Origin of the sequence: Aureimonas sp. Leaf454 (assembly GCF_001424685.1) — a bacterium.
Lineage (GTDB): Bacteria > Pseudomonadota > Alphaproteobacteria > Rhizobiales > Rhizobiaceae > Plantimonas.
In genome coordinates this window covers 18,471-43,850 of record NZ_LMQT01000023.1, presented here as the reverse complement: position 1 = coordinate 43,850, position 25,380 = coordinate 18,471, and the positions used below count along the sequence as shown (strand labels likewise).

General features: G+C 68.2%; 30 protein-coding genes. 19 read left to right on the top strand and 11 right to left on the bottom strand.

From position 1 onward, the window contains the following. Positions 1 to 3 precede the first annotated feature (3 nt). The 3 genes from ASG43_RS17895 to ASG43_RS17885 form a co-directional block, all read right to left on the bottom strand. Entirely contained in the window at positions 4 to 477 is a 474-nt protein-coding gene (locus tag ASG43_RS17895; RefSeq protein WP_056507997.1) for a hypothetical protein, read from the bottom strand. Continuing rightward, a complete protein-coding gene (gene cobS, locus ASG43_RS17890) occupies positions 477 to 1,463 on the bottom strand; it encodes a cobaltochelatase subunit CobS (RefSeq protein WP_056507995.1) in 987 nt (328 codons plus the stop codon). The genes ASG43_RS17895 and cobS overlap by 1 nt, the downstream gene beginning before the upstream one ends. A 115-nt stretch (positions 1,464 to 1,578) precedes the next feature. Beyond that, a complete protein-coding gene (locus ASG43_RS17885) occupies positions 1,579 to 2,193 on the bottom strand; it encodes a DnaJ domain-containing protein (RefSeq protein ID WP_056507994.1) in 615 nt (204 codons plus the stop codon). A gap of 131 nt (positions 2,194 to 2,324) precedes the next feature. Between ASG43_RS17885 and ASG43_RS17880 the strand changes: the two genes are divergently transcribed. Together ASG43_RS17880 and ASG43_RS17875 are read left to right on the top strand one after the other, a co-directional pair. Continuing rightward, positions 2,325 to 2,627 carry a BolA family protein gene (locus ASG43_RS17880; protein WP_156386787.1) on the top strand — a complete coding sequence of 101 codons (303 nt, stop codon included), beginning with the start codon at positions 2,325 to 2,327 and terminating at the stop codon, positions 2,625 to 2,627. Then, complete coding sequence (locus ASG43_RS17875; RefSeq protein WP_210168279.1) at positions 2,624 to 3,382, top strand: YoaK family protein; 759 nt, start codon at positions 2,624 to 2,626, stop codon at positions 3,380 to 3,382. Before ASG43_RS17880 ends, ASG43_RS17875 begins: the two co-directional genes overlap by 4 nt. On the opposite strand, the gene aroB is transcribed toward ASG43_RS17875, so the two are convergent. Both aroB and ASG43_RS17865 read right to left on the bottom strand, forming a co-directional pair. After that, positions 3,372 to 4,490, bottom strand: a complete 1,119-nt coding sequence (gene aroB, locus ASG43_RS17870; RefSeq protein ID WP_056507990.1) for a 3-dehydroquinate synthase — start codon at positions 4,488 to 4,490, stop codon at positions 3,372 to 3,374. The genes ASG43_RS17875 and aroB overlap by 11 nt on opposite strands. Positions 4,491 to 4,500: 10 nt before the next feature. Beyond that, entirely contained in the window at positions 4,501 to 5,079 is a 579-nt protein-coding gene (locus tag ASG43_RS17865) for a shikimate kinase (RefSeq protein WP_056507988.1), read from the bottom strand. A gap of 243 nt (positions 5,080 to 5,322) precedes the next feature. On the opposite strand from ASG43_RS17865, the gene ASG43_RS23645 reads away from it, so the two are divergent. The 4 genes from ASG43_RS23645 (at position 5,323) to ASG43_RS17845 (ending at position 9,081) form a co-directional block, all read left to right on the top strand. Beyond that, complete coding sequence (locus ASG43_RS23645; protein ID WP_244488153.1) at positions 5,323 to 5,574, top strand: hypothetical protein; 252 nt, start codon at positions 5,323 to 5,325, stop codon at positions 5,572 to 5,574. Next, a complete protein-coding gene (xerD, locus tag ASG43_RS17855; RefSeq protein WP_056507983.1) occupies positions 5,571 to 6,533 on the top strand; it encodes a site-specific tyrosine recombinase XerD in 963 nt (320 codons plus the stop codon). Before ASG43_RS23645 ends, xerD begins: the two co-directional genes overlap by 4 nt. 250 nt (positions 6,534 to 6,783) lie before the next feature. Next, positions 6,784 to 7,737, top strand: coding sequence for an acetyl-CoA carboxylase carboxyltransferase subunit alpha (locus ASG43_RS17850; RefSeq protein WP_056507982.1), 954 nt, complete (start codon positions 6,784 to 6,786; stop codon positions 7,735 to 7,737). 339 nt (positions 7,738 to 8,076) lie between these two features. Continuing rightward, complete coding sequence (locus tag ASG43_RS17845; RefSeq protein WP_082491058.1) at positions 8,077 to 9,081, top strand: murein L,D-transpeptidase family protein; 1,005 nt, start codon at positions 8,077 to 8,079, stop codon at positions 9,079 to 9,081. 88 nt (positions 9,082 to 9,169) lie between these two features. Here the strand turns inward: ASG43_RS17845 and ASG43_RS17840 are convergent, their stop codons facing one another. Both ASG43_RS17840 and secA read right to left on the bottom strand, forming a co-directional pair. Continuing rightward, on the bottom strand, positions 9,170 to 9,913 hold the full coding sequence (locus tag ASG43_RS17840) for a copper chaperone PCu(A)C (RefSeq protein WP_056507977.1): 744 nt from the start codon (positions 9,911 to 9,913) through the stop codon (positions 9,170 to 9,172). 103 nt (positions 9,914 to 10,016) lie between these two features. Further along, the gene (gene secA, locus ASG43_RS17835) at positions 10,017 to 12,713 is read right to left on the bottom strand and encodes a preprotein translocase subunit SecA (RefSeq protein WP_056507975.1); all 2,697 of its coding nucleotides are present in this window, start codon (positions 12,711 to 12,713) and stop codon (positions 10,017 to 10,019) included. Between the two features lie 408 nt (positions 12,714 to 13,121). Between secA and ASG43_RS17830 the strand changes: the two genes are divergently transcribed. The 6 genes from ASG43_RS17830 (at position 13,122) to ASG43_RS17805 (ending at position 17,326) form a co-directional block, all read left to right on the top strand. Then, the gene (locus ASG43_RS17830) at positions 13,122 to 14,036 is read left to right on the top strand and encodes a peptidylprolyl isomerase (protein ID WP_244488152.1); all 915 of its coding nucleotides are present in this window, start codon (positions 13,122 to 13,124) and stop codon (positions 14,034 to 14,036) included. A gap of 210 nt (positions 14,037 to 14,246) precedes the next feature. Further along, positions 14,247 to 15,488 carry a bifunctional glutamate N-acetyltransferase/amino-acid acetyltransferase ArgJ gene (argJ, locus tag ASG43_RS17825; RefSeq protein WP_056507973.1) on the top strand — a complete coding sequence of 414 codons (1,242 nt, stop codon included), beginning with the start codon at positions 14,247 to 14,249 and terminating at the stop codon, positions 15,486 to 15,488. Next, positions 15,469 to 16,269 (top strand): GNAT family N-acetyltransferase, encoded by an 801-nt coding sequence (locus ASG43_RS17820; RefSeq protein ID WP_056507971.1) that lies wholly within the window; start codon positions 15,469 to 15,471, stop codon positions 16,267 to 16,269. Before argJ ends, ASG43_RS17820 begins: the two co-directional genes overlap by 20 nt. 14 nt (positions 16,270 to 16,283) lie before the next feature. Next, entirely contained in the window at positions 16,284 to 16,694 is a 411-nt protein-coding gene (locus ASG43_RS17815) for a (deoxy)nucleoside triphosphate pyrophosphohydrolase (protein WP_056507969.1), read from the top strand. A 138-nt stretch (positions 16,695 to 16,832) separates the two neighbouring features. Beyond that, a complete protein-coding gene (locus ASG43_RS17810) occupies positions 16,833 to 17,135 on the top strand; it encodes a hypothetical protein (RefSeq protein ID WP_056507968.1) in 303 nt (100 codons plus the stop codon). Next, positions 17,129 to 17,326: a hypothetical protein gene (locus ASG43_RS17805; RefSeq protein WP_156386766.1), complete on the top strand. Its 198-nt coding sequence runs from the start codon at positions 17,129 to 17,131 to the stop codon at positions 17,324 to 17,326. Before ASG43_RS17810 ends, ASG43_RS17805 begins: the two co-directional genes overlap by 7 nt. Here the strand turns inward: ASG43_RS17805 and ASG43_RS17800 are convergent. Further along, the gene (locus tag ASG43_RS17800) at positions 17,319 to 18,209 is read right to left on the bottom strand and encodes a methyltransferase domain-containing protein (protein ID WP_056507965.1); all 891 of its coding nucleotides are present in this window, start codon (positions 18,207 to 18,209) and stop codon (positions 17,319 to 17,321) included. The genes ASG43_RS17805 and ASG43_RS17800 overlap by 8 nt on opposite strands. Positions 18,210 to 18,519: 310 nt before the next feature. Between ASG43_RS17800 and ASG43_RS17795 the strand changes: the two genes are divergently transcribed. The 6 genes from ASG43_RS17795 to ASG43_RS17770 are packed head-to-tail and all read left to right on the top strand — an operon-like array spanning position 18,520 to position 21,622. Further along, the gene (locus ASG43_RS17795) at positions 18,520 to 19,266 is read left to right on the top strand and encodes a ComF family protein (RefSeq protein ID WP_056507964.1); all 747 of its coding nucleotides are present in this window, start codon (positions 18,520 to 18,522) and stop codon (positions 19,264 to 19,266) included. A gap of 46 nt (positions 19,267 to 19,312) precedes the next feature. Then, positions 19,313 to 19,570 (top strand): glutaredoxin 3, encoded by a 258-nt coding sequence (gene grxC / locus ASG43_RS17790; RefSeq protein ID WP_056507962.1) that lies wholly within the window; start codon positions 19,313 to 19,315, stop codon positions 19,568 to 19,570. Between the two features lie 45 nt (positions 19,571 to 19,615). Further along, a complete protein-coding gene (locus tag ASG43_RS17785) occupies positions 19,616 to 20,512 on the top strand; it encodes a carbon-nitrogen hydrolase family protein (RefSeq protein WP_056507960.1) in 897 nt (298 codons plus the stop codon). Further along, positions 20,509 to 20,922 (top strand): DUF1178 family protein, encoded by a 414-nt coding sequence (locus ASG43_RS17780; RefSeq protein ID WP_056507958.1) that lies wholly within the window; start codon positions 20,509 to 20,511, stop codon positions 20,920 to 20,922. Before ASG43_RS17785 ends, ASG43_RS17780 begins: the two co-directional genes overlap by 4 nt. A 53-nt stretch (positions 20,923 to 20,975) precedes the next feature. Next, a complete protein-coding gene (locus ASG43_RS17775) occupies positions 20,976 to 21,263 on the top strand; it encodes a DUF1289 domain-containing protein (protein WP_056507955.1) in 288 nt (95 codons plus the stop codon). Between the two features lie 14 nt (positions 21,264 to 21,277). After that, complete coding sequence (locus ASG43_RS17770; RefSeq protein WP_056507953.1) at positions 21,278 to 21,622, top strand: DUF1289 domain-containing protein; 345 nt, start codon at positions 21,278 to 21,280, stop codon at positions 21,620 to 21,622. Positions 21,623 to 21,658: 36 nt separating this feature from the next. On the opposite strand, the gene ASG43_RS17765 is transcribed toward ASG43_RS17770, so the two are convergent. The 3 genes from ASG43_RS17765 to ubiG all read right to left on the bottom strand — a co-directional run bounded on the left by ASG43_RS17765 (position 21,659) and on the right by ubiG (position 23,668). Next, entirely contained in the window at positions 21,659 to 22,141 is a 483-nt protein-coding gene (locus tag ASG43_RS17765; RefSeq protein ID WP_056507951.1) for a DNA starvation/stationary phase protection protein, read from the bottom strand. A gap of 122 nt (positions 22,142 to 22,263) precedes the next feature. Next, entirely contained in the window at positions 22,264 to 22,770 is a 507-nt protein-coding gene (locus ASG43_RS17760) for a hypothetical protein (RefSeq protein WP_056507949.1), read from the bottom strand. A 154-nt stretch (positions 22,771 to 22,924) separates the two neighbouring features. Next, the gene (gene ubiG / locus ASG43_RS17755; protein ID WP_056508385.1) at positions 22,925 to 23,668 is read right to left on the bottom strand and encodes a bifunctional 2-polyprenyl-6-hydroxyphenol methylase/3-demethylubiquinol 3-O-methyltransferase UbiG; all 744 of its coding nucleotides are present in this window, start codon (positions 23,666 to 23,668) and stop codon (positions 22,925 to 22,927) included. A 410-nt stretch (positions 23,669 to 24,078) separates the two neighbouring features. On the opposite strand from ubiG, the gene ASG43_RS17750 reads away from it, so the two are divergent. Further along, positions 24,079 to 25,332 carry an aspartate kinase gene (locus ASG43_RS17750; RefSeq protein ID WP_056507947.1) on the top strand — a complete coding sequence of 418 codons (1,254 nt, stop codon included), beginning with the start codon at positions 24,079 to 24,081 and terminating at the stop codon, positions 25,330 to 25,332. The last annotated feature ends 48 nt before the right edge of the window (positions 25,333 to 25,380 follow it).

Sequence of the window (25,380 nt, the reverse complement as noted above, 5' to 3'; positions counted from 1 at the left end):
CTGTCAGTCCTGTTTGCGGATGGCGGGATCGAGCCGTTCGATGTCGAGGATGGTCACGGGAGCACCGGAGAGGAGCACGGCGGCATCCTCGGCCTTTTCCAGGAAGAGGCTTGCGATGCCTTGGTTGAAGCCGGCATCCTTCACGACGAAGAAACCGTCGATCACCTCCGCGCCGTTCTGGAAGCCGACGCCCTCGCGGGCCGAGATCTGGCTCTCGCCGCCGACGAGATAGGCGAGGAGGAGATCGCCCTCACGCCGCACCACGAGGGATCCGGGGCTCGAACCCTCGGCGGGTTCGAGACGCAGCTTCAGTCCCACGACCGTGTCCAGCGAGTTGGAGAGGAAGGCGTCGAGACCGGCGAAGGTCTTGGCCGTCACCGTGCCTTCGACCTTCAGGACGCTCTTCTCCTCGGCCCGCGCGGACGGTGCGAGCAACGCGGCGCCGAGCAGCGCCGCGAGGAGCGTCCGTCGCCGCATCAGTCCAGCACCACGTTCGCCGCGCTTTCCGGCAGTTCCTCGCCGAAGGCGCGCTGGTAGAACTCGGCGACCAGCGCGCGTTCCAGATCGTCGCACTTGTTGAGGAAGGTCAGGCGGAACGCGAAGCCGACATTGCCGAAGATCTCGGCATTCTCGGCCCAGGTGATGACCGTGCGTGGGCTCATCACGGTGGAGAGGTCGCCGTTGACGAAGGCCGAGCGCGTCATGTCGGCGACGCGCACCATCTTGGAGACGGTCTGGCGGCCCTCCTTGGTGTCGAAATGCTTGGCCTTGGCGACGACGATGCCGACCTCGTTGTCGTGCGGCAGGTAGTTCAGCACCGTTACGATGGACCAGCGGTCCATCTGCGCCTGGTTGATCTGCTGCGTACCATGGTAGAGGCCCGTCGTGTCGCCGAGGCCGACCGTGTTGGCGGTCGCGAAGAGGCGGAAGGCCGGGTGCGGGCGGATAACGCGGGCCTGGTCGAGCAGCGTCAGGCGGCCGGAGGATTCCAGCACGCGCTGGATCACGAACATCACGTCGGGACGGCCGGCATCGTATTCGTCGAAGACGAGCGCGACGTTGTTCTGGTAGGCCCAGGGCAGGATGCCGTCGCGGAACTCGGTGACCTGCATGCCCTGGCTGACGGTGATCGCGTCCTTGCCGACGAGATCGATGCGCGAGACGTGGCTGTCGAGATTGACGCGGACGCAGGGCCAGTTGAGGCGCGCGGCGACCTGCTCGATATGGGTCGACTTGCCCGTGCCGTGGAAGCCGGACACCATGACGCGGCGGTTCTTGGCGAAGCCCGCCAGGATCGCGAGCGTCGTCGGCTTGTCGAACAGATAATCCGGGTCGATCTCGGGAACGTGGGCGTCGGGCTCGCGATAGGCCGGGACGGTCAGGTTGCTCTCGAAACCGAAGGTCTCGCGGACCGAGATCGTGGCATTCGGGAGCTTGGCCACTTCCTGCACCGCTGCACTCATCAAACCTCCAGGGGCGAGCGCGGGTGTTCCGCCGATCGCCGTCACCTCACGGAGAGACCCGCCGTCGGAAAGGCCGCGGACGATGCCGCGGGCTCCGGAGCGAACCTGTCCTCGATTAACAAAAACCGGACTGCTTCAAAAGCTTGTAGGCCTGAATGACCTCGCGCAGCCGGTCCTCGTGTCCGCGGTCCCCGCCATTGGCGTCGGGGTGCAGTTGCTTCACGAGACTCTTATAGCGCGTCCGGATCGCCTCTCCACCCGCTTCTTCCGCGAGATTGAGGGTTTCGAGGGCCTTGGCCTCCAGAGAGCGGACCTTCTTGGGCACGGGTGCGCCACGGGGCCGCGGCGTGCCGTCCTCGAAAAGGTTGAACGGGTCCCGCGCCCTCGGTGCGGCGCGGCGCGCGGCGCGCGGCGGCGCCTCCGCCCCGGGCGCCGCGCCGTCCGCTCCCATCTTCCAGGTCGGCCGGTGACCGGTCAGGCTGTCCTTCAGATAGGACTGGATGTCCTGATCGTTGAGGCCCGAGAAATAGTTGTAGGACTTGTTGTACTGGCGCACGTGGTCGACGCAGAAGTGCAGGTACTGCCCTTCGTGGTCGCGCCCGCGCGGCGCCTTGTAGATCCCCGGCTTGTCGCAGCCGTCCCAGGCGCAGTCGGGCACCTTCGCCTTTTCGGCGACCTTCGAGCGCCCCCGAACGCGGATCGTGTCGAAATATTTGGAGTCGAGCTTCATCGCGATCGATTATGGTGTCCAAGCCGGTGCCGAACAAGAATTGACAGACCGGAAAAAGCCCCGTCCGGGGGCGGCGCGAGCCGTGCGTCCCGGCCCTTGACCAAGACATGACATCGGAACCCGGAATGACCCTGTATTCCCGCCAGACGATCGAAGACAAGCTGCGCAACGCCTTTTCGCCCGAAAGCCTCGCCGTTATCGATGAAAGTCACCTCCATGCCGGCCACCATCACGGCGCCAGCGAGCACCATGCGGGCTTCGATGGATCGGCGGGCACGCATTTTCGTGTCCAGATCGTCGCACCCGCCTTCGAGGGCATGAGCCGCATCGCGCGGCACCGCGCCGTGAACGCGATTCTGGCGGACGAATGGACCGCCGGCGTCCACGCGCTGGCGATCGAGGCCCGCGCGCCCGGCGAGCCTGGTCGCCGGTGAACCACGTTTCGCGCCGACGGATCCTCCCGCGCGAGGAGGCACGTCGTCTCCTGAGCCGGCGCCATCGTCGACGCCGATCGACGGGGCTCGCCCTCGTCGCGGCGCTGGCATCGCTGGCGGGTATGACGGACGCGATCGGCTTCCTCTGGGTCGGCCACTTCCTGTCCTTCATGAGCGGCAACACCACGCAGTTCGCCATTGCGATCGGCAACGGCGATGCGGCCGGCGCGGTGCTTCTCGCCGGTGTCCTTCTCTCCTACGTCGCCGGCAATGCCTGCGGCATCGTCGTCATGTGGATGCTCGGACGGCGCCAGTCGGTGCTGCTCGCTCTCATTTCCGGCCTTCTGATGCTCGCGGCGCTCTGGCCGGGCGAGGAACGGGCCGGTGCGGCCATGCTGCTCGCGGTGGTCTCCATGGGTCTCGTCAATGCCGCGGTGGAGCGCGTGGAGGGACACAGCTTCGGCATCACCTACGTGACCGGTGCGCTGTCGCGCTTCGGGCGCGGCGCCGGACGCTGGATGATCGGCGACCGCTCGGGCGTTTCCTGGACCCTGGAACTCGTCCCCTTCGCCGGCATGCTGGCGGGCGCGACCGTCGGCGCGACGCTCGGTCTCGCCCACGGCCGCACCGCCATCCTGATGCCCGCCGCCTTCGCCGGTGGTCTGGCGCTCGTTTCGCTCGCCATCCCGCAGGCCTGGCGCCGCCTCTACCAGGCGCCGGTCGCCCGGGTCGTTCGTGTGCGGGTCAGCGCCTGATCTCGTCGGAGAGAAAGGCCGCGACGTCGGCCGGGTCGACGTCGCGGGCGATGAAGGCCTCGCCGATGCCGCGGGTCAGGATGAAGGTGAGCTTGCCGCGGCTGACCTTCTTGTCCTGCGCGATCTTGCCCATGAGCTCGTCCACCTGAAACCCGCCGCCGGGGATCTCGGCGATGCGCGTCGGCAGGCCGGCGCTGGCCAGATGCGCCTCGACGCGGCCGGCATCCTGACCCGTCGCGAGGCCCTGGCGCACGGAGAACCGATGCGCGAGCACCATGCCGATCGAGACGGCCTCGCCGTGGACGAGGCGCTCGGCGTCGTAGCGGCAGGCCGATTCCAGGGCGTGGCCGAACGTGTGCCCGAGGTTGAGGAGCGCCCGGCGGCCCTCCTCGCGCTCGTCGGCGACGACGACCTCGGCCTTCGCCTCGCAGCTCGCCGCGATCGCCCGGATGCGGGCGGGGCCACCGGCATAGATGTCGGCGCGCTCGGTCTCCAGCCAGGAGAAGAAGTCCGGCCGGTCGATCAGCCCGTATTTTGCGACCTCCGCATAGCCGGCCGCGAACTCGCGCGGCGTGAGCGTGTCGAGGACGGACGTGTCGGCGAGCACGAGGAGCGGCTGATGAAAGACGCCGAGGAGGTTCTTGCCCTGGGGCGAGTTGATGCCCGTCTTGCCGCCGACCGAGCTGTCGACCTGCGACAGGAGCGTCGTCGGGATCTGGACGAAACCCATCCCGCGCCGCACGATGCCGGCGACGAAGCCCGAGAGATCGCCGATCACGCCGCCGCCGAAGGCAAGGACCGCGTCGCCGCGCTCCAGACGCGCCGAGATCACGCCTTCCGCGGCCGTCTGGAGATGCGCCCAGGATTTGGTCGCCTCGCCGGGCGGCAGGATCACCTCGGAGAACGCGATGCCGCTCGCCTGGAGCGACAGGCGCAGGCGCGGCAGGTGGAGGCGCGCCACCGTCTCGTCGGTGATCACGGCGAGACGGGCGCCGGGCAGGCGGCGTGCGATCTCCGCGCCGGCCGCTTCCACGAGCTTCGGCCCGATCAGGATGTCGTAGGCCCGGTCCCCGAGCGGGACGTGGACGCGTGTCGGCGCGGAACTCATGGGCTCGTCCTCAGTCCGACGGCGCGAGGAGGAAGCGGTCCAGCGCCTCCGCGATCTCTTCGGCGATGACCTCGCGCTTCACGTTGCGCGAGGCGATGGTGATGTCGGCCGTCGCATAGACCGGGTAACGCGCGTCCATGAGGTCCTTCATGACGGCGCGGGGATCGGCGGCCTTCAGGAGCGGACGGTTGCCGCGGCGCGACACCCGCTCCATCAGAATGTCGAGATCGGCCTTCAGCCAGACGGTGACCGCGCTTCCGGCGAGGAGCCGGCGGGTCTCCTCGTTCATGAAGGCGCCGCCGCCCGTCGCCAGGACCTGCGGCCCCTCCGCGGCGAGACGCGAGACGACGCGCGATTCCAGCGCCCGAAATTCCGGCTCGCCATAGGCGGCGAAGAGCTCCGGCACGCTCATGCGCGAGACCGCCTCGATCTCCTGGTCGCTGTCCTTGAAGGGCAGGTCCAGCACCTGCGCCAGCCGGCGGCCCACCGTCGTCTTGCCCGCGCCCATCAGCCCGACCAGCACGATCGAACGCGAGCCGAGGCGCGAGCCGAGGCCGAGCGGACTGGAAGGGCCGGGCTGACGCTGCATGTTCAGAATGTCACATCTCCTTGAGCGGTGGCTTGCGTGACAGCAAATGCCCCGTGCCGTCAAGGCGCGCCGGCGCGGCGGAGGGCGGTCAACCCCAGCGTGTTCTCTTCCGGACTTGCGATCCGGAGGCCAATCTTCCATGCAGGGATGGGACGGTGCTTCGGCGCTGCCATCGCCGCGCTGCCGCGCGGCGGCGGCGCCGGAGATCCTGAAGCTGCGGCCGAGAAAAGCGATCCTTCGACCATGCCCACCCTCGTCCGTCTCCTGACGCTTCTCGGCCTCGTCGCCGGCGCGATCTTCGCGATCATGGCCGCGCTCGTTCATTTCGTCGAGCCGATCCCGCGCCCGATGCGCGTGGAGGTTCCGATCCCGCCCCGCGCCGCCTCGCAACCCCGCCCCGCCGCCGTCCCGCAGCCGGCCCTGCCCAGCGCGCCCGCGCCCGTCGAGGCCGAGATGCGGCCGGTCGAGACGACCGGGGAAGGTCTGCGGCCATGAGGCACGACGGCGCCGACATCGAGAGCTTCATCGAGATGATGGCGGTGGAGCGGGGGGCGGCCGACAACACGGTAGCCGCCTATCGCCGCGACCTCGAAGACACGTCCGGCTTCCTGTCCGGTCGCGGCACCTCGCTCGGGCGGGCCACGTCGGACGATCTCCGGGCCTTCGTCTCCCATCTCTCCGCGCAAGGGTTCGCGCCGTCGAGCCAAGCCCGGCGCATGTCCTCGCTGCGCCAGTTCTACCGCTATCTCTACGGGGAGGGGATGCGCGCCGACGACCCGACCGGGCCGATCGAGACGCAGAAGAAGGCGCGCGCCCTGCCCAAGGTGATGAGCGAGGAGGAGGCCGGCCGCCTTCTCGACACCGCGGAGGCGGAGGCCTCGCGCGCCGATCTGTCGCCGACCGCGCTGGCGAGGGCGCGCCGGCTTCATGCGCTGGTCGAGATCCTCTACGCGACGGGCCTTCGCGTGTCCGAGCTCGTCGGGCTTCCCCGCTCGGTCCTGCGCTCGCGCTCGCGGATGATCGTCGTGCGCGGCAAGGGCGACAAGGAGCGGATGGTGCCGCTGGGCGAGCGGGCGCGCGACGCGATGGAGGCGTTCACGGCCGCGCTCCGGAGCGCCGAGATCGACGCCGTCGGACGATCCGCGGCCGCCGACCAGCCCTGGCTTTTCCCGGCATTCTCCGAGAGCGGCCACATGACCCGCCAGGCCTTCGCGCGCGATCTGAAGGCGCTGGCCATGCGCGCCGGCATTCCCGCCGCGCGCGTCTCGCCGCACGTCCTGCGCCATGCCTTCGCCAGCCACCTTCTGCAGAACGGAGCGGACCTGCGCGCGGTCCAGGAGCTGCTCGGCCATGCCGACATCTCGACGACCCAGATCTACACGCATGTTCTCGAGGAGCGCCTCGTGCGCCTCGTCAGCGATCACCATCCGTTGTCGGAGGCAAGCGGAGACTGACGCCGCGCGGGGGCGGGCGGCGCAGGCGCTCGTCCCAAACCCCGGGTTCGGACCGAAAGCGGCCGTCCGCGACCGGGGTTTCTTGACAAGGCGGGACCGCATCGCCAGTTTGCGCCCAAAATCGACCCCGTCCGTTCCGCCTCGCCCTTCGTCCGCCGTCTGCCGGGCATGGCCTCGCGGTGACGCTGTCGCCGGGCGCGGCGGCGGATGGGTCCGAGACATTCGAAAGGACCCGCGCGGTCGCGCCTCCATGCACAACTACCTCGACTTCGAAAAGCCGGTCGCCGACCTCGAAAGCCAGATCCTGTCCTTGAAGGGTCTCGGCGACGCCGAGAACGGGGTGGATGTCTCGGAGGAGATCCAGCGTCTGGAGAAGCGGTCCCGCGACGCCCTGATCGACCTCTACAAGAAGCTGACGCCCTGGCAGAAGACGCAGGTCGCGCGGCACGCCGACCGGCCGCATTGCCTCGATTATGTCGAGCGGATCATCACCGACTTCACGCCCCTGGCCGGCGACCGCCTCTTCGCCGAGGATCATGCGATCATCTCCGGGTTCGGGCGCTTCGAGGGCATGCCCGTCGCCGTCATCGGCCAGGAGAAGGGCTCCGACACCCAGACGCGCCTCAAGCGCAATTTCGGCATGGCGCGCCCCGAGGGCTATCGCAAGGCCGTGCGCATCATGGAGCTCGCGGAGCGGTTCGGACTGCCCGTCCTGACGCTGGTCGACACGGCCGGGGCCTATCCCGGCATCGGCGCGGAGGAGCGCGGACAGGCCGAGGCGATCGCCCGCTCCACTGAAATGTGCCTCAATCTCAAGGTCCCGATCGTGTCGGTCGTCATCGGAGAGGGTGGATCGGGCGGCGCGATCGCGATCGCGGCCGCCAATCGCGTGCTCATGCTGGAACATGCGATCTATTCGGTGATCTCGCCGGAAGCGGGCGCCTCGATCCTCTGGCGCGACGCGACCCGCGCCCGCGACGTCGCGCAGGCGATGAAGATCACCGCTCAGGACCTCAAGAGCTTCGGCGTCATCGACGAGATCATTCCCGAGCCGCTCGGCGGCGCGCATCGCAACACCGCCGAGGCGATCGACACGGCGGCCGAGCACATCCGCATCGCGTTCGCCGAAATGTCCGGCAAGGACGGCGAGACGCTCCGTCGCCAGCGGCGCGAGAAGTTCCTCGCGATCGGGCGCACGCTCTGATCCCGGCCAGGTTCCATTCCCCGTCGTTCCGACCGTGACGCCCTGTCGTTTTGACCGTGACCGTTGCGCGATAGACACGGCCGGCGCCTTCCGTACCGTCGCCGGATCCGTCACATTGCGAGCGCGCGCGGCCTTGGGGGCGCGGCATCGGGGACGACGGCCGCGGACGGCTTCATCCTTTCTTTACGGATCGAATGCAGAACATGTCGTGAGGGCTTCCTTAACGGTTTCGAGCGCGCCGCGCCGATCGTGAAGGGCAGCAGGCAGAGCGGGCGACCCGATCTGCCGCGGGACCAGACGCCGGACGCCGCGAAGGCGCCGGCAAGCGAGAGGGCGGGGATGCTCGTCGGACGTTGGATCAAAGCCGCGCTTCTCGCGGCGACCCTGATGACAGTTTCCGCCTGCCAGAAGGGCGCCGACATGGGCGACCTTCTCGGGGCCGAGGCGCCGGTGCCGGCGGCTTTGGTCAAGGAGATGAAGGCGAAGGACATGGGCGTGAAGTCGCCCATCCTCGTTCGTCTCTTCAAGGAGGAGTCGGAGCTCGAGCTCTGGAAGCAGAAGACCGACGGCGAATACGCGCTTCTGAAGACCTATTCGATCTGCGCCTGGTCCGGAAAGCTCGGCCCGAAGAAGACGGCAGGAGACCGGCAGGCGCCCGAAGGGTTCTACACCGTCACGCCGGGCCAGTTGAACCCGGACTCCCAGCACCATCTCGCCTTCAACATCGGCTACCCCAACACCTACGACCGGGCCAACGGGCGCACGGGCGAGCACCTGATGGTGCACGGGTCCTGCAATTCCTCGGGCTGCTACGCCATGGACGATTGGCAGGTCGAGGAGCTCTACGCGCTGGCGCGCGACAGCTTCGCCGGCGGCCAGCGCGCGTTCCAGATTCAGGCCATGCCCTTCCGCATGACGCCCAAGAACATGGCCCGCCATCGCCAGTCCGAGCACTACGCCTTCTGGCGGATGCTGAAGGCGGGCTCTGACCGGTTCGAGCTGACGAAGAAGCCGCCGGTCGTCGGCGTCTGCGAGAAGCGCTACGTCTTCGATCCCAAGCTCGCCGAAGGACAGGTCCTGTCCCCGTCCGCCGCCTGTCCCGACGTGGCGGAATCGGTCGAGGTCGCGGCCAAGCGCATTTCCGACGAGGCCGAGGAAGAGCGCCTGATCGCGTCGATGAAGCCCGACGAGTTCGCGCCGATGTCGACCTTCTCCTACAAGACCGGCTCGCCCATCACGGCCGACGCCTATGCCGCCGAGCAGCATCGCCGCGCCGGCTACGATCGCCTGGGCAAGCCGATCTCGGTGAAGAAGCAGACCGTCTTCGACGGCTTCCTGAAATAGGACGTTCGACGGGACGGCCGATCTCTCGTGGAACGACGGGATCGGGGCCTTTCCCCTTGGTTGGGCCCGTGACGTCCAAACCGTGTCGTCAGGGACGGTGACCGTCGTGGATGCCGCCGGCCGCCTTCGCGCCGGGCGCCGCGACGGGGAGCACGACCGACACCGGGCCCGCCCGCTCGAACACCAGCGTCACCTCGACGGCGGTGCCCGTCGCGAAGGGTCGGTCGACCTCCGTGAACATCAGATGCGTGCCGCCGGGCGACAGCGACACGCTGCCGCCGGCCGGGATGTCGATCCCGCCCGCCAGCTCGCGCATCCTCATCACGTCCCCCGACATCTCCATCTCGTGCAACGAACCGCGTCGGGCGGCGTCGGTCGAGACGGACAGAAGCCGGTCCGCGTCGACGCCGGTGTTCACGATGGTGAGATAGCCGCCGCCGACCTTCTGTCCGGGCAGCATCGCCCGCACGAAGCCGCCCTCGATCCGGATCGATCCGACCGTGGCGCTGCCGGGCGTCGCGCTCGGATGGGCTTCGGCCGACGCGGCGGCCTCCGCCGGCATGGCACCCATGTCGTGGCCGGCGTGACCGTCATGGCCGCCCGCTTGCGCCAGACGAAGCGCCGGGACCGGTGCGGGACGCTCGCGGAACGGCGCGCGGACGCCGCTCGGCCCTGCCGACGTCGCACCGCTTCCGGTGACTGCCTCGAGGCGTTCTCCAGCGGGCGCGAGGGGCGGTCTCGCCATCGCAAGGGCCTCCAGCTGCGCGGGATGTGCGTCGGCCGCGGCGGGAAGGACGGCAACGCCGAGGGCGAGGGCGAGAACGGTTCTCATGGCGGGCTTTCCGATCGGTCGAGGCTCTCACGGACGAAGCGGCCCGCGAACCGCAAGCGGTCCACGGGCCGGCAAACCGTCCGAACGACGTCGTTGTGAGGCTCTAGGCTTCGACGACGTAGGCGCCGTGGCAGTGCTTGAACTTGCGGCCGGAGCCGCAGGGGCAGGGCTCGTTCCGGCCGATCTCGCCCCAGCTCGTCGGATCGTTCGGATCGAAGTCGTCCGCGATCTCGTCCTCGCCCGTCGAGGCGTCGACGTGATGCTCCGACATCTGCGGGAGGATGCCGAGCTCCTGCGCAGCCGTCGGCGTTTCCTGGCGCTGGATCTCGACGCGCATCAGCTGTGCCGTGGTGCGCTGGCGAAGCTGGGCGAGCATCGATTGGAAGAGCTCGAAGCCCTCCGACTTGTACTCGTTCAGCGGATCGCGCTGGGCATAGCCGCGGAAGCCGACGACCGAGCGCAGGTGGTCCAGATTGACCAGATGCTCGCGCCACAGCGCATCGATCGTCTGAAGAACGATGGAGCGCTCGACATAGGTCGCGATCTCGGCGCCGAAGCGCTCGGTCTTGGCCGTGTAATACTGGTCTGCGGCGCTGCGGATGCGCTCGCGCAGGTCGTTGTCGTCGATGCCTTCCTCGTTCGCCCATTCCGGAATCGGCAGGTCGAGATTGAGGAATTCGAGGACCTCGGCCTTCAGCTCCGCCGTGTTCCACTGCTCGGGATAGGCCTTTTCCGGGATATGGCGCGCGACGAGGCCTTCCACGACCTCGTGGCGCATGTCCGTGATCGTCTCGGTCAGCCCTTCCGCATCCATCAGTTCGAGCCGCTGCTCGAAGATGACGCGGCGCTGGTCGTTCATCACGTCGTCGTATTTCAGGAGATTCTTGCGGATGTCGAAATTGCGGGCCTCGACCTTCTTCTGCGCCTTCTCCAGGGCTTTGTTGATCCAGGGATGGACGATTGCCTCGTCCTCCTTGAGACCGAGGCGGGTCAGCATCGTGTCCATGCGCTCGGATCCGAAGATCCGCATCAGGTCGTCCTGGAGCGACAGGTAGAACTTGGAGCGGCCGGGATCGCCCTGGCGGCCGGAGCGGCCGCGGAGCTGGTTGTCGATGCGGCGTGATTCGTGGCGTTCGGTGGCGAGCACGTAGAGGCCGCCGGCGTCCAAAGCGACCTGCTTCAGGCGCTTGATGTCCTCGCGGATCGCGGCCTCGGCGGCGGTCCGCTCGGGGCCCTCCGGCATGTCCTTCAGCTCGTGCTCGATGCGCATGTCGGCATTGCCGCCGAGCTGGATGTCGGTGCCGCGGCCGGCCATGTTGGTCGCGATCGTCACGGCGCCGGGAACGCCGGCCTGGGAGACGATGAAGGCCTCCTGCTCGTGATGGCGCGCATTGAGGACCTGGAAGCCGGTGAGCCCGTCCTTGGCCAGCCGCTCGGCCAGCATCTCCGACTTCTCGATCGAGGTCGTTCCGACGAGGATCGGCTGGCGGCGTGCGGCCGCGTCCTTGATCTCCGTGGCGATCGCCCGGTATTTTTCTTCCGCCGTGCGATAGACCTCGTCGTCCTCGTCGATGCGCTGGACCGGAAGGTTCGTCGGGATTTCGAGGACGTCGAGCCCGTAGATGTCGCCGAATTCGGCCGCTTCCGTCGAAGCGGTGCCGGTCATGCCGGCGAGCTTCTCGTACATGCGGAAATAGTTCTGGAAGGTGATCGAGGCGAGCGTCTGGTTTTCCGGCTGGACGGTGACGTGCTCCTTGGCCTCGAGCGCCTGGTGCAGGCCTTCCGAAAAGCGCCGGCCCGGCATCATGCGGCCGGTGAACTCGTCGATGATGACCACCTCGTCGTTGCGAACGATGTAGTCCTTGTCGCGCTGGAACAGCTTGTGGGCCTTTAGCGCGTTGTTGACGTGGTGGACGATCGCGACATTCTCGATGTCGTAGAGCGAGGCGCCGACGAGGTGGCCCGCGGCCTCCAGCAGGCGCTCCAGCTTCTCGGTGCCGTCCTCGGTGAAGGAGACCTGCTTCTGCTTCTCGTCGACCTCGTAGTCCTCCGCCGAGAGCTGGGGGATGAAGGCGTCGATCGTCTTGTAGAGGTCCGAGCGATCGTCGAGCGGGCCGGAAATGATGAGGGGCGTGCGCGCCTCGTCGATGAGGATCGAGTCCACCTCGTCGACGATCGCGAAGTGATGGCCGCGCTGGACCATCTGTTCGCGCTCGTACTTCATGTTGTCGCGCAGATAGTCGAAGCCGAGTTCGTTGTTCGTCGCATAGGTGATGTCGCAGGCATAGGCCGCGCGGCGCTCGCCGTCCGACAGGCCATGGACGATGATGCCGGTGGAAAGGCCGAGGAAGCGGTAGACCCGCCCCATCCATTCCGCGTCGCGCGAGGCGAGGTAGTCGTTGACGGTCACGACATGCGCGCCCTTGCCGGCGAGCGCGTTGAGGTAGACGGGCAGCGTCGCCATGAGGGTCTTGCCCTCGCCGGTGCGCATTTCGGCGATCGACCGCTTGTTGAGGACCATGCCGCCGATCAGCTGGACGTCGAAATGGCGCATGCCGAGCGCCCGGCGCGCTGCCTCTCGGGCCGTCGCGAAGGCGGGAACGAGAAGGTCGTCCACCGGCTTGCCGTTGGCGATCTCCTGCCGGAACGTCACGGTGCGCGCGGCGAGATCGGCGTCCGAAAGTCGCTCCAGATCGGGTTCGAGCGCATTGATCTGGCGCACGAAAGGCTCGAAGCGCCGCACGATGCGATCGTTCGAGGAGCCGAGCAGCATGCGGGCGAGACCGCCGAAACTGACCATGAACAGGCCTTTCTAGAGAATGTCCGGTGCGGCGGGAGAAACGCGTCCGTCCGGCCGCGCGACGGCGTCCGTGGTCTGCGGTTCACCCCGCTGGCGCCCGTTCGTCACGAGCAACGCCTCGCGAGCGGAAAAGGTTGGGGGCTGTTTGACCCTGCGTTCGGGGCGAGCCGGCTCAAGGTTTCGTGCGTCATTCGAGAGGCTCGGCCGCTGGACTTGAACGACGACGGAGAGATAAGAGGGGGGCAAAGCGATGTCAACGTCGCCGAAAGGCGTCGGCGTGGCCCTGAAAACACCGCAAAGCCAAGACTTTCAACGCTCCAGCTTCGTGCCGGCACGCCCATCGGGCCGGGACGTCCATCGGGATCGTCCGCCGCGTTCGCACGAGCCCATCCCATCCGAGGAACCATGATGACCTCCCTCCAGCGCACGCTCCTTGCCGCCGCGTCCCTGATTCCGCTTCTCGCCGCCGTCCCGGCTGCCCGGGCCGCCGATGCCGACGTCGTCGCCAAGGTCGGCTCGCAGTCGATCACGGAGGGCGAGCTGAAGCTGGCCGAAGCCGATCTCGGCGAGCAGTTCGGCAAGATGCCGCCCGAGCAGCGCAAGCTCGCCGTCCTGTCGGCGTTGATCGACATCAAGTCGCTCGCCCAGGAGGCGGAGAAGGCCAAGATCGGCGACGATCCCGCCGTCAAGGCCCGGGTCGCCTTCCTGCGCGAGCGCGCCCTGCACAACGCCTATTTCCAGAAGACCGGCGTCGACGCCATCACCGACGCTGAGCTGAAGGCCCGCTACGACGCGGAGGTCGCCAAGATCAAGCCGGTCGAGGAGATCCATGCCCGCCACATCCTGGTGAAGACCAAGGACGAGGCCTTGGCCGTGATCAAGGAACTCGACGGCGGCGCGGACTTCATGACCCTGGCGGCGTCGAAGTCGTCCGGCCCGACCGGTCCGGAAGGCGGCGATCTCGGCTTCTTCGGGCCCGGGCAGATGGTCCCGCCCTTCGAGAAGGCCGCCTACGCCCTGCCGGTCGGCACCTACACCAAGGAGCCGGTGGAGACGCAGTTCGGCTGGCACGTGATCCAGGTCACGGAGAAGCGCCCGCAGCCCCAGCCGGCCTTCGATCAGGTGAAGGAACAGGTCCGGCAGGTCGTGATGCGCGAGAAATACATGGAGATCGTCCAGAAGGCCCGGGAGGCGCTGAAGGTCGAGTATGTCGATCCCGCCATGAAGGGCCAGGTCGAGGCGATGGAGAAGGCCATGTCGGAAGGCGCCGTCGCGCCGGACGGCGCAGCTCCCGCCGGCGCGGCCCCGGCCCCCGCCCAGTAATACGGCCCAGGCCCGCCCGGCCATCGGGCGCGGGTTCGCTTCGCCGCCGGCCTGCGGCTCCGGCCTCGGACCGGCTTGCGCGCAACGCATCTGGCATTCCGCGGCGAAACCGGAGATACCCGGTGCCGCGGCGGCACCGGGCTCACGGTTCCGCCGGAAACGGGCCGGCGCGACGCCGGCCGCTTGGTGGATGCTTCGAGGTCCCGCTTCATGTCGCACGACGTCTCGCCGCTGGCTCCGGTCACCTATGCCGAACTCGGCCCCATCGACGGCCTTCGCATCGCGACGGCCGCGGCCGGCATCAAGTACAAGGGGCGCACCGACGTCCTGATGATGGTCCTGGACGAGCCGGCGTCCGTCGCCGGCGTCTTCACCCGCTCGCTCTGTCCCTCCGCCCCCGTCGACTTCTGCCGCGACAGCCTGAAGGGCGGGCGCATCCGGGCGCTGGTCGTCAATTCCGGCAATGCCAACGCCTTCACCGGCCTCAAGGGTCGCGAGACCACCGCGATGACGGCGGTCGCCGCCGCGGAAGCCGTGGGATGCCGCACGAGCGAGGTCTTCCTCGCCTCCACCGGCGTCATCGGCGAGCCGCTGGACGCGGGCAAGTTCGCCCATCTCCTCGACGGGATGGCGCGCGAGGCGGATGGCGGGCGCTGGCGCGACGCCGCCGACGCGATCATAACGACCGACACCTATCCCAAGCTCGCCACGCGGACCGTCGAGATCGACGGCGTCCCCGTCACGCTGAACGGGATCGCCAAGGGCGCAGGCATGATCGCGCCCGACATGGCGACGATGCTCTCGTTCCTGGCGACCGATGCCGCGATCGCGCCGAAGGCGCTGCAGGCGTTGCTGTCGGCCGCCGTGGAGCCGAGCTTCAACTCGGTGACGGTGGATTCCGACACCTCCACCTCCGACACGCTGCTCATCATCGCGACGGGCGCGTCGACGCGGCGCGGCGCGGCCGAGATCGCAGATCCTGCCGATTCCCGGCTCGACGCGTTCCGGGCCGCGCTCGGCGAGATGCTGATCGACCTCGCGCGCCAGGTCGCGCGGGACGGGGAGGGCGCGCGGCACGAGATCCAAGTGACCGTCGAGGGCGCCGCGAGCGACGCCGCCGCCAAGCGCATCGCGCTCTCCATCGCCAACTCCCCCCTGGTGAAGACCGCCGTCGCCGGCGGCGACGCCAATTGGGGCCGCGTCGTCATGGCGGTCGGCAAGGCGGGCGAGCGGGCCGATCGCGACAGGTTGACCATCCATTTCGGCGAGGTTCGCGTCGCGTTCAAGGGCGAGCGCGATCCCGACTATTCCGATGAAGCCGCGACGGCGGTCATGCAGCGGCCGGAAGTTCCGATCCGCGTCGAGCTCGGTCTCGGGACGGGTCGCTGGACCGTGTACGGGTGCGACCTCACCAAGGCCTATGTCGAGATCAATGGCGACTACCGGAGCTGACGCCGCCGTGCGGCGGCTGGCGATCGTCCGGCGGCTGGAGGCGGCCGGTTTTCGCGCCTGGCCGGCGACGGCGACCGCTTTCGACGGCACTTGGGCCGTGCGCCTGACGAAGGGCTCGTCGGCCAAGCGCCTGAACTCCGTCAATCCGCTCGATCCGTCCGATCACGCCGATCTGGAGGATCGAATCGCCCGTGCGCAGGCGCGTTTCGCCGAGTTCGGCCGGCCTCTGCTGTTTCGCCAGTCGCCGCTCGCGCCGAAGGTGCTCGTCGAGCATCTCGACGGCGCGGGCTGGTCGAGCTTCGGCGAGTCGATCGTCTTCACCGGGGATCTCGGCGCCATCGATCTGTCCGGTGCGGTCGACCGCATCCCCATCCACGATCCCGCGCGCTACGTCGAGGCGAGCCTTCGCGTCCACCGGCGAGGCGACGACGCGCGGGCGGGCCTCGCCGCGATCCTCGACGCGATCGAGCCGCCGACCGCCCTCTTCGTCCAGGAGGATGCGGACGAGCGGCCCTTGGCCGTCGCGCTGGCCGTGCATGACGCCGACCTGGCGGGCGTGCTCGACGTCGCGGTCGACGAGGCGGTTCGTGGACAGGGCATCGGGCGCGCGCTGGTCGCGGCGGCGCTGCGCCACGTGCAGCACAAGGGCGCCCGCACCGGGTGGCTCCAGGTGGAAGCCGGCAACGCCGCCGGACTGGCGCTCTATCGCCGCCTCGGCTTCGTCGAAGCCTATCGCTACGTCTACCGCGCGCCGCCGGCCGCGTCCGCGGGTTCGACCTGAAGGAAGTGTTGACCATGCCGACGAAGAAGATGCTGCTCGTCGCGGCCTGCGCCCTCGTCGATGCGGACAATCGCATCCTTCTGGCGGAGCGTCCGGCAGGCAAGACCCTGGCCGGACTCTGGGAGTTTCCCGGCGGCAAGGTCGAGCCGGGGGAGACGCCGGAGGAGACGCTGATCCGCGAACTCGAAGAGGAGATCGGCATCGTGACGAAGGCCGCCTGCCTCGCGCCGCTGACCTTCGCCAGCCACGCCTACGCGGATTTTCATTTGCTGATGCCCCTTTACGTCTGCCGGCGCTTCGAAGGCATCGCCGCGCCGCTCGAGGGGCAGCGCCTCAAATGGGTTCGGCCGGGCGCGCTCCGCGACTATCCCATGCCGCCCGCCGACGCACCGCTCATCCCCTTCCTCGTCGATCTTCTCGGCTGACCCCAAGAGTTTGCAGATCTCGTGAACGCCAAGTGAACCTGACGTTTCGCGTTTAAATCATTGTTCACGGGTTTCTTGCACGGTCCGGAAGCGAAAGGACCCGATTCCACCGGGTCCGCGAGGTCTGGAGGTCGCAGCGTGAAAGAGCTCGATACGAACAAGGGCCGCTCGGTGACGAACGGCATCGCGGAGGCCCGCACCGGGTTGTTCCGCGCGACGCTTCTCTTCGGTTCGATCGCGGCCGCCCTGTCGCTGATCATCGTTCCGGCCGCCGACCGCCACGCGCATCAGGTGGCCGACGAGCGCGCCTCGCTCGACCAGACGGTGACCGGCACCAACAAGCCGACCATCGACCGCTACACGCTACGCCGCAGCGTGCTGCGCCCGAGCCAGGAGCCATGCCTGCTCTTCCCCGACGGGACGCAGCGGGGCGCGTGTTGATCGTCCACCTGCGATCGGTCGGCCGGCTGTTTCGCCTTGCCCGCCATCTTCTCGGCGAGAAGACCGGCTCCACCGCCGCCGAATTCGGAATCATCGCCGGGTTGCTGGCGGCTTCGATCGCCGCCAGCCTCGGGATGATGGCCCACGACTTCACGGCCGCGTTCCAGCAGTTCTTCGGCTCCGTCAGCTGAGGCGGGAGCGATCCTTCAACGCTTCGGCGAGGCTCGCCTTGGCGCTGCCCGGCTTCAGCGGCTTTTGCTGGCTCTCGTGCGGCTTCCAGCCGGAGAGATAGACGACGTCGAACGTGGCCCGCACCCGCCCGTCGGCGTCCGAATGGCGCTCCGCATAGATCTGCGCCGCGCGCAGAAAGAGCTGGCGCGTCGCGGGCTTGCGGATGCGCTGACGCAGCATGTTCGCCATGCCCATGTTGCGAAGGTCCCGCATCAGCTCGAACATCGTATCGTAGCGCACCGTGATCCGGTCCTGATCGACCACGGGGAGCGCCAGCCCGGCCCGCTGCAGCAGGCCGCCGGCGTCGCGGATGTCGATGAAGGGCGCGACGCGCGGCGAAGCGCCGCCGGTGAGCTCCGTCTCGGCCGCGATCAGCGAGGCGCGCAGTTCGCCGAGCGTGTCGCCGCCGAGGGCCGCCGCCAGGAACAAGCCGTCCGGCTTCAGCGCGTGCCGCGCCTGGACGATGGCGCCCGGCGTGTCGTTGGTGAGGTGGAGCGAGAGCGCCGAAACCACGAGATCGACCTGATCGGCGCCGATCGGCAGTGCCTCCTCGTCGCCGACGATGCAGAGCCCGTCGACGTCGCGCAGGAGCGCCGGATCGCGCTCCAGTCGCACGAGCGACCCGATCTGCCCTCCCGCCGCCAGCGCGTCCGCCATCTCGCCGGTATGTCCCGCGAGGTCGAGGGCGACCTCGAAGCGACGGTCGACCAGCGACAGGCGCTCCGCGAGCTCCTCTGCGACCGCCTTCAGGAGAAACCGCGCGCCTCCGGCCTCCGGATCGGCCGCACGTCGCCGCCGACGGCTGTCGAGAAGCTCGCGGTCGAAGATATCGGTATCGCTCATCGCATTCGTCCACGCTGCTGTCGAAGAGGAACCGGACGGTCGTCGTCCGGCGCCGGAATCGAATGCGTCCCGCCGGATCGACGGCGGCCGGCGCTTTCCCAAAGGATCCGATCGACTCCGCCTGCGGCCGCGCTGCGCCGCGCGGCGACCTTGGCGGTGTCCTCGACCTCTGGCGAAAACGCTCGTTCCCGTCCTCGATCCGCGTTGTCGCACTCTGCTCCGGCTCTTGTAGCTGACGGCGAGGCGCGTATCGTCAAGATCGGGCGGAGACGGCGGCGACGCGGCGGACGGGAAGAATCGGGAGGCGGGGATGGGCTTGTTGAAGGAAGGCGGGCGCTTCATCCAGGGTTCGATCGGCCGTTTCCTGTTTCCTCCGGTCTGCGCGGGTTGCCAGGCCGCCGTCGAACGGTCGCATGCGCTGTGCGCGGACTGCTGGAAGGGACTGTCCTTCATCGAGCGGCCCTATTGCGAAGTGTTGGGACTGCCCTTCTCCTACGATCTGGGCAAGGGCTTCCTCAGCGCCGAGGCGATCGCGGACCCGCCGCCCTTCGCGCGCCTGCGCGCCGCCGTGATCTATCGCGACCTCGCCGCCCGCCTCGTCGGATCGCTGAAATACAACGACCGCACGGATCTCGTGCCGCTGATGGCGGCTTGGATGTCGCGTGCCGGCGGCGAACTCCTGGCCGATGCCGACGTCGTCGTGCCGGTGCCGCTGCATGCCGGACGTCTTTGGCGGCGGCGCTTCAACCAGTCGGCGGAACTCGCGCGACGGATCGCGAGCGCGTCCGGCATCGCCTATGCGCCCCGCGCGCTGCTGCGCATCAAGCAGACCCGCGCGCAGGTCGGGCTCGGACCCGCCGAGCGGCGCCTGAACGTGCGGGGCGCCTTCAAGGTCGCGCCCGAGCGCACGGCCGAGATCGCGGGCCGCCGCGTCCTTCTCATCGATGACGTCTTCACGACCGGCGCGACCGTCTCCAGCGCGACGCGCGCCCTGAAGAGAGCCGGGGCGAGGGAGGTCGACGTTCTCGCCTTCGCAAGGGTTGCAGCCGGGGCATGAGGCGTCCATATCGAAGGGACGCCATCCGTTCCTTTCAGGTTTCGCCATGACCGACGTCGTCATCTACACACGCCAGTTCTGCGGCTACTGCGCACGCGCCAAGCAGCTTCTGGAGAAGAAGGGCGTCTCCTACGAGGAGAAGGACGCGACGAACGCGCCCGAGCTCCGACGGGAGATGGTCGAGCGCTCCAAGGGCGGCTCCACCTTTCCGCAGATCTTCATCGGCACGACCCATGTGGGCGGCTGCGACGACCTGCACGCGCTCGATCGCAAGGGCGAACTCGATGCCCTTCTGGCGGCCTGACCGCCGGCCGTCTTCCCGCCCACCCCTCCTGCTGGGAGCCCCGCGATGAGCGTCTTCAAGGCCGCCGTTCTCCAGATGCGCTCGGGCATCGATCCCGACGAGAACGCCCGCACGCTGACGCGCCTCGTCGCAGAGGCGGTGGAAGCCGGCGCGACCTACCTCCAGTCGCCGGAAATGACCGGCATGGTCCAGCGCGACCGGGCCGGCCTCGACGCGCGACTGAAGACCGAGAGCGACGACGTGATCGTCGCCACCGCGTCCGATCTCGCCCGGCGTCACGGCGTCTTCATCCATGTCGGCTCGGTCGCGGTCGCCGTCGAGGGCGGCAAGGTCGCCAACCGGGCCTTCCTGTTCCGGCCCGATGGCGGCGTCGGCGCGACCTACGACAAGATCCACATGTTCGACGTCGATCTCGCCAACGGCGAAAGCTGGCGGGAATCGAACACCTATCGTCCCGGCGACGCGGCGACGGTCGCCGATCTCGACCTGCCCGGCGGTCCAGCGCGGCTCGGCTTCGCCGTCTGCTACGACATGCGCTTTCCCCAGATCTTTCGCGCCGAGGCCATGGCCGGGGCCGAGATCCTGACCGCGCCCGCCGCCTTCACCCGGCAGACCGGCGAGGCGCATTGGCACGTCCTCTTGCGCGCCCGCGCCATCGAGAACGGCGCCTTCGTCATCGCCGCCGCGCAAGGCGGGCGACACGAGGATGGGCGCGAGACCTATGGCCATTCCATCATCATCGACCCCTGGGGCCGGGTCCTGGCCGAGGTCGCGGGCGACGAGCCGGGCATCGCGGTGGCCGAGATCGACACCGCGCTCGTCGCCGATGCCCGCGGCAAGATTCCCAACCTCAAGAACGCCCGCGAGTTTTCCGTTCTCGATGCCACCGGCTCCGGCCCCGTCTCCTCGGCGGCGCCGGCTTCCTCCGAGGCGGCTGAGTGATCCACTTCGCGCTGCGCTGCGAAGCCGCGGCGCATGATTTCGACGGCTGGTTTCGATCGGGAGAGGATTTCGAGGGACAGGTATCCCGCGGCCTCGTCACCTGTCCCGTTTGCGGCTCGACCGAGATCGCCAAGGCGCTGATGCGGCCGGCGGTCTCCGGAACGCGCGACGAGCGCTCGCCCGCCGAGGCCAGCCGCATGATGGCGGCACTGAGGGCAATGTCCCGCGAGGTCCGCGCCAATGCCGACTATGTCGGGCCGGCTTTCGCGGAGGAAGCGCGCAAGATCCATTACGGCGAAGCCGACGAGCGCCGCATCTACGGCGAGGCCTCGCCGGTCGAGGTGAAGGGCCTGATGGAGGAGGGCATCGCGGCCCTTCCGCTGCCGCCCCTCCCGGAAGACAAGAACTGATCGACGCCCGCGCCGCATCTCGCGCGGAGCCGAGAGGACATGAGGAGCCGACATTGGCCAAGATCTGGGCGAAGGCCCCGTCGCCCTGCATCGACGTCTGCAAGTTCCGCGATGCCGGGCATTGCATCGGCTGCCAGATGACCAAGCCCGAGAAGAAGCGCTTCAAGCGCCTGAAGGGCAAGGCCGAGATCCGGCCGTTCTTCGAGATGCTGGCCGGGCGGCTCGCCGCCAAGGACCGCTACGGCTACTGGTCCCGCATGTATCGCCGCCGCTGCGAGAGGAAGGGCGCCGATTGTCCGCTCGACAAGCTGGAAGAGCGCCGCGCCGACCTCGCGGCCTGATCGGGGAGTTCCTCATGTCCGACACCATCCGTTTCGACGGTGATCTCGATCTCTGGGCACGCGTGCCGAGCCCCTGCGTCGACGTGTGCAAATACAAGCGCCAGGGCCGCTGCATCGGCTGCTCCATGACCAAGATGGAGAAGGACATGTTTCCGCGCCATGGCGGCGGCGCGGCGAAGAAAGCCTTCATCGAAGGTCTCGTCGGCCGCCTCGCCGAGGCCACCCGCAATCCCGGATTCTGGATCATGTCCTACCGGCGCAAATGCGAGATGGAGGGCGTCGAATGCCCGATCCGCGAGGAAACCGCGGATGAAGTCGCGGTCGCACCGAACGAGTCGGAAAAAAGCCCCGCCGGCTGACCGGCGAGGCTCTTTCATCGCGTCGAGGACGCTGCCTCAGGCGGCGGTGGATTTCAGATGGGCGCGGAGCATCCAGGCGAACTTGTCGTGGGCCTCGATGCGGGCGGTCGCGAGATCGTTGGTGGCGTAGTCGCCATGCTCGTCGGCGACCTGCGCGAGGGCGGACAGCGTACCGGAGATCGTCTCCTGATCCTTCAGGAGGACCTCGATCATCGTCTTGGCATCGGTCCGGCCGTCATGCTCCTCGACCTTGGAGCGCTCCAGGAACACCGAGTAGCGGCCTTCGGCATGGACGTCGAACTGCTTGATGCGCTCGGCGAGCAGGTCCTGGCCCTCGAAGTGATCCTCGTAGATCTTCTGGAACAGCTCGTGCAGCGGCCCGAAGGACATGCCGGTCACGTTCCAGTGGAAGTTCTGCGCCTTCATCGTCTCGATGGAGGTCTCGGCGACGGCCTGCGTCAGGCCGTTGACGATCTCTTCCTTGGCGGTCGGGTCGATCTTTGCTGCCACCAGTGCCATCGTTGCTCTCCTTGACTGGCGGTGCTGCCGCCGCTTCCGGTGCGACGATGTCGCCGCCGCTTCTTAGAATGACTCCAATCTAAGCGAACGATCCGCCGACTTCAACCCAGTTTTGAATCATTCTAAAGAGCGTCGGATCGCCCGGATGTGGTGCCCTGCTCCGGCGAGGTGTCGAGCAGGCGCACCATGCCCGCGGACAGGAAGCGCATCCAGCGCCGGCCGGGCTCGGCGACCCGCCAGGCCACAAGGGCCGCGGCGGCCTTTTCCTCGCCGCGCCGCCAGCACGAGACGAGCCGCATCAGCCAGATCTCGTCCTCGCTCGCGCCCTTCGCGCCCGGACGGTAGAAGCTCATCTCGCGCAGGCCATGGACGCCAAGGCCCCCGAAGAAGGCGAAGCCGTAGCGTTCGACGGACGCGCCTTCGCCGCCCGCGAGAAGGAAGCAGGCTTTGTCGAGGTCGGGCTTCGGCGCGAGTCGGCTCTTCAGAAACAGCCAGCGGAGGCGGTCGAGATCGCCGCGCTCGGCTTCGCTGAGGCGGGGCGCGGCGCCCAGACGCTCGAAGGTCGGGCAATGCGGGAAGGCGAGCACGCGTGGCTCGGGCGTCCATGCGAAGGCGGATCGGGCTGCCATGTCATATCCTGGCTCTGGCCAAGCCCGAGCGAGACGGGTCTCGCTTCGGTCTCCGGCCGGAAAGTTGACTGCGTTCGGCAGGATTGGAGTAGCAGATCCCGCGCCGCGATCAAATGCCGGCTGCGACGCCGCGTTGTCGCGCGGCCGCCGATGATCAGGGCCGGCGCGCGAGGACCATGTAGTTGACGTCGAGATCGCGAGAGCGGCGCCACGCATCCGCCAGGGGATGGTAGACGACGCCGGTCTCGTCGATGAACTCGAGGCCGGCCGCCTCCACCGGGGCGCGGATCTCTTCGGGACGCACCAGCTTGGAATATTGATGCGTGCCCTTCGGGAGCCAGCCGAGCACGTATTCCGCGCCCACGATGGCGAAGCCGAGCGCTTTGAGCGTCCGGTTGATGGTCGCGACGAAGAGAAGGCCGCCCGGCTTCACCATGTCCGCGCAGGAGGTCAGGAAGTAGTCGACGTCGGAGACGTGCTCGACGACCTCGAGCGCGAGAACGACGTCGAACCGCTCGCCGCCGGCCGCGATCGCCTCCGCCGTGGTGGCGCGATAGTCGATCGCAAGGCCGCTCTCGGCGGCATGGAGACGGGCGACCTCGATATTGGTCTGCGATGCATCCGCTCCGACGACACGGGCGCCGAGCCGCGCGAGGGGCTCGGCGATCAAACCGCCGCCGCAGCCGATGTCGAGCATGGACAGGCCCTCGAAGGGCCTCGTCCCCGTCGCATCCCGTCCGAAGGTCATGGCGACCTGCTCGCGGATGTAGGCGAGGCGCACGGGATTGAACTTGTGCAGCGGCTTGAACTTGCCGACCGGATTCCACCATTCCGCGGCGAGTCGCGAGAAGCGTTCGACTTCGCCGTCATCGATCGTCGTCGCCCGCGCTTCGCTCATCGCCGTTCCCATCCGTCGGTTCATCGTGTCTTAGGTCTGTTGGCGGCCCAGGAAGTCAAGCGGGCGCACGAAACGCGCGACGACATCGAGCGGATCTGCGACGATCCGACGTCGCGGCCACGCTCCTCCGCATCCGGGAGCTTCGTCCCGGACAATCCGCACGAACCTACATGCAGGAGTACCGTCCCCCCGGGTCGACCGCCGACCCCCCGGGTCGACCGCCGACCCGAACGGTCCGGTCCCATTGCCGGGGCCACCCGCCCACGCCGGTGCCGCGTCCATTCTTGCGAAACCCGATCATTTCGGCTAACCCCGGCGCGCCGGGAGTGATCCGACGAGTGCTCCGCGGCTCGAGATTTTTCAAGTTTCGCGGTCCGGCAAGCCGCCTTTCCAGGCTTCGTATTCCCATCATGGCGCGTCTCGTTCTCAAATTCGGCGGCACTTCGGTCGCCGACATCGATCGCATCCGCAATGTCGCGCGGCACGTGAAACGCGAAGTCGACGCCGGCCATCAGGTCGCCGTCGTCGTGTCCGCCATGTCCGGCAAGACGAACGAGCTCGTGGACTGGTGCCGCCAGGCATCGCCCATGCACGACGCCCGCGAGTACGACGCCGTGGTGGCGTCCGGCGAGCAGGTGACGGCCGGGCTTCTCGCGATCACGCTGCAGTCCATGGGGATCAACGCGCGCTCCTGGATGGGCTGGCAGGTGCCGATCCAGACGGACGGCGCGCATGGCGCGGCCCGCATCCAGGAGATCGACGGATCCGAGATCGTGCGCCGCTTCGCCGATGGGCAGGTCGCGGTGCTCGCGGGCTTCCAGGGCATCGCGCCCGACAACCGCATCGCGACGCTCGGGCGCGGCGGCTCCGACACGTCCGCCGTCGCGGTGGCCGCCGCCATTAAGGCCGATCGCTGCGACATCTACACTGACGTCGACGGCGTCTACACGACCGATCCTCGCGTCGAGCCGAAGGCTCGGCGCATGTCGCGCATTTCCTTCGAGGAAATGCTGGAAATGGCCTCGCTCGGCGCCAAGGTCCTCCAGGTGCGCTCGGTCGAACTTGCCATGGTGCACAAGGTACGGCTCTTCGTGCGATCCTCCTTCGAGGATCCCGATGCGCCCGGCATGGGCGATTTCCTGAATCCGCCCGGAACGCTCATTTGCGACGAGGAAGACATCGTGGAACAGCAGGTCGTGACCGGCATCGCCTATGCCAAGGACGAGGCGCAGATCTCGCTCCGGCGCGTCGAGGACCAGCCGGGCGTCGCCGCGGCGATCTTTGGGCCGCTGGCCGATGCCGGCGTCAACGTCGACATGATCGTCCAGAACATCTCCGAGGACGGCACGCGCACCGACATGACCTTCACGGTCCCCGCCGGCGATCTCGCCAAGGCGACGGCGATTCTGGAGAAGGCGAAGTCGGAAATGCGCTACGACGTGGTGCAGTCCGAGCCCGGCCTCACCAAGGTCTCGGTGATCGGCGTCGGCATGCGCTCGCACACCGGCGTCGCGGCGACCGCCTTCAAGGCTCTCGCCAAGCGCGGCATCAACATCCGTGCGATCACGACCTCCGAGATCAAGATCTCGATCCTCATCGACGGGGAGTTCTCGGAACTCGCCGTGCGCAGCTTGCATTCGGTCTACGGTCTGGACAAAGCTTGACGCACGGCTCCGCCGCCCGCGGCGGCGGTGTCAAATGATGCTCTCCCG

Bases quoted from the DNA above. Each gene is read 5' to 3' on its own strand.
- ASG43_RS17760 (WP_056507949.1), bottom strand. From the start codon at position 22,770: ATGGCAGCCCGATCCGCCTTCGCATGGACGCCCGAGCCACGCGTGCTC.
- ASG43_RS17840 (WP_056507977.1), bottom strand. From the start codon at position 9,913: ATGAGAACCGTTCTCGCCCTCGCCCTCGGCGTTGCCGTCCTTCCCGCC.
- cobS (WP_056507995.1), bottom strand. From the start codon at position 1,463: ATGAGTGCAGCGGTGCAGGAAGTGGCCAAGCTCCCGAATGCCACGATC.
- ubiG (WP_056508385.1), bottom strand. From the start codon at position 23,668: ATGAGCGAAGCGCGGGCGACGACGATCGATGACGGCGAAGTCGAACGC.
- ASG43_RS23645 (WP_244488153.1), top strand. From the start codon at position 5,323: ATGCCCACCCTCGTCCGTCTCCTGACGCTTCTCGGCCTCGTCGCCGGC.
- ASG43_RS17820 (WP_056507971.1), top strand. From the start codon at position 15,469: ATGGCGACTACCGGAGCTGACGCCGCCGTGCGGCGGCTGGCGATCGTC.
- ASG43_RS17800 (WP_056507965.1), bottom strand. From the start codon at position 18,209: ATGAGCGATACCGATATCTTCGACCGCGAGCTTCTCGACAGCCGTCGG.
- xerD (WP_056507983.1), top strand. From the start codon at position 5,571: ATGAGGCACGACGGCGCCGACATCGAGAGCTTCATCGAGATGATGGCG.
- ASG43_RS17795 (WP_056507964.1), top strand. From the start codon at position 18,520: ATGGGCTTGTTGAAGGAAGGCGGGCGCTTCATCCAGGGTTCGATCGGC.
- argJ (WP_056507973.1), top strand. From the start codon at position 14,247: ATGTCGCACGACGTCTCGCCGCTGGCTCCGGTCACCTATGCCGAACTC.
- ASG43_RS17865 (WP_056507988.1), bottom strand. From the start codon at position 5,079: ATGCAGCGTCAGCCCGGCCCTTCCAGTCCGCTCGGCCTCGGCTCGCGC.
- ASG43_RS17830 (WP_244488152.1), top strand. From the start codon at position 13,122: ATGACCTCCCTCCAGCGCACGCTCCTTGCCGCCGCGTCCCTGATTCCG.
- ASG43_RS17765 (WP_056507951.1), bottom strand. From the start codon at position 22,141: ATGGCACTGGTGGCAGCAAAGATCGACCCGACCGCCAAGGAAGAGATC.
- secA (WP_056507975.1), bottom strand. From the start codon at position 12,713: ATGGTCAGTTTCGGCGGTCTCGCCCGCATGCTGCTCGGCTCCTCGAAC.
- aroB (WP_056507990.1), bottom strand. From the start codon at position 4,490: ATGAGTTCCGCGCCGACACGCGTCCACGTCCCGCTCGGGGACCGGGCC.
- grxC (WP_056507962.1), top strand. From the start codon at position 19,313: ATGACCGACGTCGTCATCTACACACGCCAGTTCTGCGGCTACTGCGCA.
- ASG43_RS17815 (WP_056507969.1), top strand. From the start codon at position 16,284: ATGCCGACGAAGAAGATGCTGCTCGTCGCGGCCTGCGCCCTCGTCGAT.
- ASG43_RS17850 (WP_056507982.1), top strand. From the start codon at position 6,784: ATGCACAACTACCTCGACTTCGAAAAGCCGGTCGCCGACCTCGAAAGC.
- ASG43_RS17785 (WP_056507960.1), top strand. From the start codon at position 19,616: ATGAGCGTCTTCAAGGCCGCCGTTCTCCAGATGCGCTCGGGCATCGAT.
- ASG43_RS17770 (WP_056507953.1), top strand. From the start codon at position 21,278: ATGTCCGACACCATCCGTTTCGACGGTGATCTCGATCTCTGGGCACGC.
- ASG43_RS17750 (WP_056507947.1), top strand. From the start codon at position 24,079: ATGGCGCGTCTCGTTCTCAAATTCGGCGGCACTTCGGTCGCCGACATC.
- ASG43_RS17845 (WP_082491058.1), top strand. From the start codon at position 8,077: ATGCTCGTCGGACGTTGGATCAAAGCCGCGCTTCTCGCGGCGACCCTG.
- ASG43_RS17895 (WP_056507997.1), bottom strand. From the start codon at position 477: ATGCGGCGACGGACGCTCCTCGCGGCGCTGCTCGGCGCCGCGTTGCTC.
- ASG43_RS17885 (WP_056507994.1), bottom strand. From the start codon at position 2,193: ATGAAGCTCGACTCCAAATATTTCGACACGATCCGCGTTCGGGGGCGC.